The organism is Qipengyuania sp. (assembly GCF_042095715.1).
Classification (GTDB): Bacteria; Pseudomonadota; Alphaproteobacteria; order Sphingomonadales; family Sphingomonadaceae; genus Qipengyuania.
In genome coordinates this window covers 1-6,558 of record NZ_JBELMO010000106.1, presented here as the reverse complement: position 1 = coordinate 6,558, position 6,558 = coordinate 1, and the positions used below count along the sequence as shown (strand labels likewise).

The following is a 6,558-nucleotide window of genomic DNA, read 5'->3' as shown; positions in this document are numbered from 1 at the left end:
CCTGCGACGGGTTCGATTGCACCAGCGAGGTGCCGCCGCACGACCGCATCGCCGGCAACATTAGCGTGGGCGAAGTCCTCGAGACCTTTGCCTCGGGCAAGGGTCCGGGCGCCGAACTTGCCCGCCTCCATCTGCGCCAGCTCTCCAGGGAGGAACGGCCATGACCGCCAAAACCCTCGCCCATCTCCTTGTGGCACTCGTCACCCTCACAAGCGCGGCTTCCATTCAGGCTCAGACCCGCGATGCGGCAAGGGCTGACGGGAAGTACTTTGCCACCGAGCTGCTGGGCGAAGCGCGCGAGGCAGCAACGACCAATCCCGACGCGGCGCGCATTCCCAATTTCGATCCGCAAGCGACGCGCAACCTGCAGGATCTTGCGCGCGATCCCGACCAGATCGAGGCCCGCGCCCGCAGCGCGGCGACGACCAGCACCCCGATGCGCACCATCCGCGACAGCATGGCCAATCGCGCTCGGTTCGAGCCGGACGAGATCGAGGACGTGATCGCCCGCAGCCTCAGGATCAATGAGACGCCGCTGGACTACACGAGCGGCATGGCAATTTCGGGCAGCCAGGGATCGTGCGTTCCGCTGCCGCCCGGTTCGGGGTCGGCAGGCACATATACTGCAACCTGCAATACGGGCACATGGATCGATCAGTCGGTGGGCCAATGCACGGTGCCGCTCGTCGCCGCGGTCAGCCAGCGACCGCAGTATCATTATCTTTGCAGCCCATTGGGTAGCTTCAACCTGTCAGGTGAGCCGGATTGCGAAGAATTTTCGGGCGCTCTTTGCCAGGTGACCGGACACCGGGACGGTCCTTGCTTGCAGTGGGGATGGTCCGGCGGCCGCAAGTGGTGCACCGAGCCCGGTGATCCGCTTACCGAGCTGACCTGCGACGAACAGGTCGCAGGACAAACGCCCTACCGCATCGCCACGGCGACCACCGTCACGACGACCCCTGACGAAAGCCAGTGCACAGGTCTTGCGGACAATAGCGATTGCACGCTCGATGCCGAGATCTGCACCGATGCCGATCCGCAGACCCGCCTGGTCGATGGCGTCGCTGTCACACGCCCTTGCTGGGAATGGCGACGCAATTACACCTGCATCGCCCGCGAAGCGGCGACCGACTGCTCCGACATCGAAAGCCAGGGCACCTGCCGCTTTGTCCGCGAGGAATGCCTTACCGACGAAGACCCCTGCCAGACCTGGGAGCGCATCTACGAGTGCCCGCTTCCCGGTACCGACAGCTCCACCCAGTATGTCTGTGACGGTGATGTCTATTGCATCGACGGCAGCTGCGAGACGATCGAGCGCACCGCGAACGACGAGTTCAAGGATGCCGTCACCGCGCTCCACGCAATGGACGAGGCCCGCGGCCAGTTCGATCCCGAGACGCTGACGCTGTTCCGCGGCACGCGCAACACCTGCTCATCCAAGGTTTTCGGGGTGCTCAACTGCTGCAAGGGCAAGGGCTTCCCGCTCATCCCCGGGATCAGCCTCTTGGTCGCACTCGGCTGCAGCCGCGAGGAAGTGCTGCTCCACGAACGCGATGCGCAGGGGCTGTGCGCCTATGTCGGGACTTATTGCTCGGACAAGTTCCTCGGCGTCTGCCTGACCAAGAAGAAGGTCTACTGCTGCTTCGAGAGCAAGCTTTCGCGGATCCTGCAGGAACAGGGCCGGCGCCAGCTGCCCAAGCCTTGGGACAAGCCCAAGGAAGAGCAGTGCGAGGGGTTCACGCTCGATGAATTCGCCCGGCTCGATCTCAGCCAGATGGATTTCAGCGAGGTCTATGCCGAGTTCACCGAGGCTGCGCGGCTCCCCGACGAGCTCGAGACCAGCATCCTCATCCAGCAGAAAATCGAAGACTATTACGCAAGGAGTGGCCAATGACGCGCCGCCAATCACTGCCGATGCTGGCCCTCCCAGCACTGGCCATGTGTCTCGCTGCACTGCTTCCCGTTCGGGCAGTTGCCCAGGAAGCGCGCCTGGCAGAGCCAGCTGCGTCAGCAGACAGCCTCTACTGCGAGCAGCGCAGGCTCGGCTACTGGTTCTATTGCGTAAAGCCGGTGCCGGCAGAGGAGCCGCAGATGGCGCAGCCACCGGCCCAGGTAACCGCAACGCAAGAACTCGACGCGGTCACGGGGGAACTGCGCGAACTCAAAGCGCGTGCAATCCTCTATCCGACGCCGGAAAACGTCACCGCCTATATCCGCTTCCAGCGTGCCCAGCTCGACCGGGCTTCGCTGTTCTCCGATGTCTGGCAGCGCGCGATCTGGCAGGATCCCGAGCTCGACTACACGCTCGAACGGCCGGTCGGCGCGCTCGCCAAGAAGCAATGGCAGGACGCGCGCGCTGCCGACCGCGATGCGGTAATGGCCCGGCTCTTCGAGCGCTATGGCCTGTTCTACTTCTTCGCCCAGACCTGCGGCGCTTGCGAAGTGATGAGCCCGATCGTGCGCTCGGTGGCGGACCGCTGGCATATCACTGTCCGGGCGATCTCGACCGATGGCGGACCGTCCCGGCACTTCCCCGACTACAAGGTCGAAAGCGGCCAGCGGCCGCGCATGGGGCTCGAACCCGGCATCACCCCGGCGCTCGTGCTGTGGGACAGCGTGGCCAGGCGCCCGATCCCGATCGGATACGGCGTGCTCTCGGCCGACGAGCTGCAGGACCGCATCTACCTCCTCACCTCGAAGGAAGCCGGACATGATTACTAGCATCCGCAATGCGGCGCTCAGCATAGCTGCCGCCAGCATGGTCGCGTCCCCCGTCGCCGCAAACGTCGGCGACAGCATGGACCGTTTCATGGACGACATGGGCGCGGCGGCCAATGTCACCGGGCCGAGCGCGTTCGAAGGCCAGTCGGCAGGCTATTACAGCCTCGGCAATGTCTGGACGCGCTTCCCGCAGAAGACGACCAACATCGCCAATCTCCAGCTGCCGCGTGCCCGCGCTGGTTGCGGCGGTATCGATATCTTCGCCGGGTCTTTCTCCTTCATCAACGCGAGCGAGATGGTCGCGCTCTTGAAGGCCGTCGCGAACAATGCGGTGGGGTTCGCCTTTAGTCTGGCGATCGATACCGTCTGCCCCGAGTGCAACAAGATCATGCAGGAGTTCAGCCAGAAGGCGCAGCTCATGAACAATCTCTCGATCAACTCCTGCGAGATGGCGCAGGGGCTGGTCGGCGGCGTCTGGCCCAAGGGCGATCTCGCCGACAAGGCGATCTGCGAAGCGATCGGCAATTCCGAAGGCATCTTCACCGACTATGCCGCGGCCAAGCATGGTTGCGGCACCAGGGGCCAGCGCGCCTCGACCAACGAGGGCGCCGGCGCCGATTATGCCGACGTCAATCCCGGTGTGCCGCGCAATTACACCTGGCATGTCCTCAAGCAGAGCGCCTTCTTCAACCCCGGTGGCACTTTCGACCGCGATCTTGCCGAGTATGCGATGACGCTCATCGGCACGGTGATCTACGTGCCGCCCCGCGACGACGAACCGGGCAAGTTCGTGCCTTTCGCGGGCGATGCCTCTTCTACGCTGGTGACCGCGCTGCTCGACGGGACACAGGGCCAGTCGGTGCGGGTGTTTCAGTGCGACGAGCCCGACCAGTGCCTCAACCCCACTTTCCAGCAGATGAGCCTCACGAGCGCAAAGGCCATCCGGCCGCGCGTTGCCCGGCTCATCGGCAGCATGGTCGAGGCCATCCGCAGCGACACAGCGATCGGCAACGAGGAAAAGGAATTGCTCCAGGTGGCATCGGTGCCGCTCTATAAGATCCTCACCGTACAGGCGGCCTATGGTCGCGGGATGGCCACCGACGACCGCGACACGCTGGCCGAGATTGCCAGCATCGATCTCCTCTATGCCATTCTCGAGCGCATCACCGCAGAGGCTGGACGCTCGATGGCGAGTTTCATCGCGGCCGATGAAGCGAAGCTTGCGATTTGGCGCGCTCAGGTTGCCGAGGTGCGATCGAGCCTCGCCCAGCGGCAAGCGACCGGACAGGCGCGGGTCTCGGCGATCATGCAGATCATCGAAAAGACGGCGATGATCGAGAACATGCTCGCCGCCTCGATGTCGCCGTCGATGGCCGCCGCGCTCGACTGGTCGCGCGGGATGCAGTCCCGTTCCATCGTTCCATAAGGGTCAGGCAGCATGGTCGAGATTTTCACGGTCGGCGGCGGCGAGTACATCGTCAACGTCCTCAACGCCGTTGCCGCCTGGACCGGTGCGGGCGGCTACAAGAGCCTCATTCAGGTCGCGCTGGTCATGGGCATGGTGCTCGCGGTCATAGTGGTCGCGTTCAACCAGGACTGGCGTGCCTGGCTCAACTGGTTCCTCGGCGCGACGCTTATCTACATGTGCTTGATGGTGCCGCGCATGGACGTCCATGTGACCGACCGGGTCAATCCCAGCCTTGCACCGGCAACGGTGGCCAATGTCCCGCTCGGGCTCGCCCTGATGGCAAGCTTCACCAGCCAGGCGGGGGACTATCTGACCCGCTCTGCCGAGCTTGTCTTCGGCCTACCCGACGACCTCAACTACTCGAGGAACGGCATGATCTATGGCGCGCGGCTGCTTGAATCGACGCGCAGCTTGCGCATTTCCGATCCGGAGTTTGCTGCGAACTTCGATGAGCATGTCCGGCAATGCGTGTTCTACGATCTGCTTCTCGGCCGCTACTCGATGAAGGAGCTGTCCGAAAGCGACGATATCTGGGCGACGATCGCACCGGGCAGCGCGGCGCGCGCGCAAAAATTCCTGACCCGGCAGGCCGACGACAGCGTGACGGCCTCGATCATCACCTGCCGTGAAGCCTACACCGCGCTGTCGGGTCAGTGGGCGAGCCTCATTGACGATATGACGCTTGTTGCGGGGCGTCAGCTCTATCCGCGCCAGACCGAAGCGCTCGCCAAGGCCAAGCTCATGGCCGACCTCCCGATTGCCTATCAGTATCTCACCGGCATCTCGCGCAGCGCGAGCGACATCTTCCGCCAGGTGCTGACGATCAATGCCATGAACCAGGCTATGCACGGCTTTGCCGGGGCGAGCGGCACGGGCAGTATCGACGTCTTCGCGCAGACCCGGGCAGATATTCAGACCGAGCGGACCTATTCCTCGATCGCGCACAACGCGATGAAATGGGTCCCGATCCTCAATGTCGTGCTGACAGTGGTGTTCTACGCGCTGTTCCCTGTCCTGTTCCCGCTGTTCCTGATGCCGCGGACCGGACCCATTGCATTGAGAGGCTACGTCACCGGCTTCTTCTACCTTGCGGCGTGGGGACCGCTCTTCGTCATCCTGCACATGATCCTGATGTTCAAAGGCGCGGGCGATGTCGCCGCCGCTGGCGGCAGCACGGGCCTCAGCCTCGCGACCTTTGCCGGCATGAGCGACGTCAACAGCGATATCGGCATCCTGGCGGGCTATCTTGTCGCCTCGATCCCTTTCCTTGCCGGCGGGGTGGCACGTGGTGCGCTGGCGATTTCGGGCCAGGCAACGAGTTATCTCAACCCAAGTCAGAACGCGGCCGAGGAAGCCTCGCGCGAAGCGAGCACCGGCAATGTCTCACTAGGCAACTCGAACATCGACAATTCGACGGTGTTTTCCCGCCAGTTTGCGCAGGGCAATCTGGCACCCAACATCGCCTATGGCGCGGCACAAACGCGTGGTTTCAGCGATAGCGGCACGCAGACTACCAGCTTCCCCGATGGCGAGTTCGCTGCTGTCCCGAATTCAAGCTATCCGTTCACACCGACGCTGGGGCAGGACTTCACCGGACGCCTCGGAACGATGGCTAGCCAGAGCCGAACGCAGAGCGAGACCTATGCCAACCTCGCCCAGCAATCGACGAGCTCTGCGCTCACCCGGTTCAGCGAGATCCGCAACGCCTACAGCCAGGGTCAGAGCTCCGACACAGTCAGCGGCGTCGGCACGAACGACAGCATCGGCACGGCATTCAGCGAAGTCGACAATGCCTCAAGGACGCTCCAGCAGCAGTTCGGCCTTTCCCGGCGCGCCTCCGACGACATTACGATCTCATGGTTCCTCAATGGCGAGGTAAGTGGTGGGGCTGGAGCCAATGTTGGCGTAGCTCAAGTGGGTGCCAAGGCCAGAGGTGGCCGCAACCAGTCATGGACAGACAGCGATATCGGAATCGCTTCGGAAGACCGCGGCAGGATCATGGGAACGCTGCGCCAGCTTTCCGACAGTCGCAACTGGTCGAACACGCGTGAAGGCTTTCTGCGCGAGACGAGCTCGAGCTCGGTATCGCAGGTATCGACCAGCTCGTCGGGTCTCAGCCGATCGCTGACCGAAGCCGAAAGCTACACGCGAGAGGCGCGTCGGGCCGAAGAGATAGCCAGCCGCCTCGAGAACCAAGCCAGCTGGTACGAGGCCAACAGTGCCGCAGGCACGCTGAACCTGAGCCAGGCTTATCGCGAATGGGGCATGGCCGAGATCGAAGCCAATCGCGACTATTACGGGCCGGTGCGCTTCGACGACATCGAGTTCCAGATGAGCGCGCGCGGCCAACAGCTGCAATCGCGGTTTGT

The 6,558-nt window shown here is 63.5% G+C and carries 4 protein-coding genes and 1 pseudogene; all 5 read left to right on the top strand.

Annotated features, from left to right (window positions below; genetic code table 11):
• Nucleotides 1-164: pseudogene (locus ACFDTG_RS15655) on the top strand (conjugal transfer protein TrbC); the annotation flags it as partial.
• Nucleotides 161-1,894: a conjugal transfer protein TraN gene (locus ACFDTG_RS15650; protein WP_375291889.1), complete on the top strand. Its 1,734-nt coding sequence runs from the start codon at nt 161-163 to the stop codon at nt 1,892-1,894. The pseudogene ACFDTG_RS15655 and the gene ACFDTG_RS15650, both read left to right, overlap by 4 nt.
• Nucleotides 1,891-2,721 carry a conjugal transfer protein TraF gene (locus ACFDTG_RS15645; RefSeq protein WP_375291888.1) on the top strand — a complete coding sequence of 277 codons (831 nt, stop codon included), beginning with the start codon at nt 1,891-1,893 and terminating at the stop codon, nt 2,719-2,721. Before ACFDTG_RS15650 ends, ACFDTG_RS15645 begins: the two co-directional genes overlap by 4 nt.
• Complete coding sequence (locus ACFDTG_RS15640) at nt 2,711-4,147, top strand: conjugal transfer protein TraH (RefSeq protein WP_375291887.1); 1,437 nt, start codon at nt 2,711-2,713, stop codon at nt 4,145-4,147. Before ACFDTG_RS15645 ends, ACFDTG_RS15640 begins: the two co-directional genes overlap by 11 nt.
• Before the next feature lie 12 nt (nt 4,148-4,159).
• A partial coding sequence (locus ACFDTG_RS15635; protein ID WP_375291886.1) for a conjugal transfer protein TraG N-terminal domain-containing protein occupies nt 4,160-6,558 on the top strand: 2,399 nt, incomplete at its 3' end.